Source organism: Enterobacter cloacae complex sp. IR5418 (assembly GCF_049238105.1).
GTDB classification, from domain to species: Bacteria; Pseudomonadota; Gammaproteobacteria; order Enterobacterales; family Enterobacteriaceae; genus Enterobacter; species Enterobacter hormaechei.
The window spans coordinates 1-1,050 of record NZ_JBMKHS010000104.1 but is presented as its reverse complement, the minus strand read 5'-3'; the positions used below and the strand labels follow the sequence as shown (position 1 = coordinate 1,050).

The window sequence follows — 1,050 nt, the reverse complement described above, 5'->3', positions numbered from 1 at the left end:
TGATGTTATGGAGCAGCAACGATGTTACGCAGCAGGGCAGTCGCCCTAAAACAAAGTTAACCCAGGATGAGAACCTTGAAAGTATCATTGATGGCTGCGAAAGCGAAAAACGGCGTGATTGGTTGCGGTCCAGACATACCCTGGTCCGCGAAAGGGGAGCAGCTACTTTTTAAAGCATTGACCTACAATCAGTGGCTTCTGGTGGGTCGCAAGACGTTTGAATCTATGGGCGCACTCCCCAATAGGAAATACGCGGTCGTTACCCGCTCAGGTTGGACATCAAATGATGACAATGTAGTTGTATTTCAGTCAATCGAAGAGGCCATGGACAGGCTAGCTGAATTCACCGGTCACGTTATAGTGTCTGGTGGCGGAGAAATTTACCGAGAAACATTACCCATGGCCTCTACGCTCCACTTATCGACGATCGACATCGAGCCAGAGGGGGATGTTTTCTTCCCGAGTATTCCAAATACCTTCGAAGTTGTTTTTGAGCAACACTTTACTTCAAACATTAACTATTGCTATCAAATTTGGAAAAAGGGTTAACAAAGCTATGCAATCGACGGCAAAAAGCTTCGTTCGCTTCGCGCACTACGCCTTTTCCGCGATTGATAGCGACGTTATGTGAATATTGAAATGAGCATTCCAAAGAAAGGAAGTAGAAAAATTATCGTGGGCGAAAATGAGTTTTTGTGGCTCATTAGGTCAAAACTCACATATTCGCAGGACTGTTTAGGTACAGAAATGACTGCGGTCGTTGAACCGGATGCCGGTCCTCACTGATGAAGAAGTGAACACCGTACGGGAATCGTGCCGGCAGCTTGGAGCTATCGGCCGGAACCTCAACCAGGTGGCCAGGGCCTTGAACATCGAGTTCAGGGAAAGTGACAAGCTCAAGCAAGAGGCCATCGAAAAACTGGCCGAACGGATCGACCAGCATTTGGACCATGTGTCTGAGCTGTTCGATAAGACCTGGAGCCGGTGGCACGATTGTCATTTTCAGAAGACGACTGCACCAGTTGATTGGGCGTAATGGCTGTTGTGCAG

At 48.0% G+C, this 1,050-nt stretch carries 1 protein-coding gene and 1 pseudogene; one reads left to right on the top strand and one right to left on the bottom strand.

Going from position 1 to position 1,050, the window contains the following annotated elements; genetic code table 11:
• Positions 1-75 precede the first annotated feature (75 nt).
• Positions 76-549, top strand: coding sequence for a trimethoprim-resistant dihydrofolate reductase DfrA14 (dfrA14, locus tag ACOTX7_RS24270; protein WP_004201280.1), 474 nt, complete (start codon positions 76-78; stop codon positions 547-549).
• 166 nt (positions 550-715) lie between these two features.
• Here dfrA14 and ACOTX7_RS24265 read toward each other — a convergent pair.
• Positions 716-1,050: pseudogene (locus tag ACOTX7_RS24265) on the bottom strand (hypothetical protein); the annotation flags it as partial.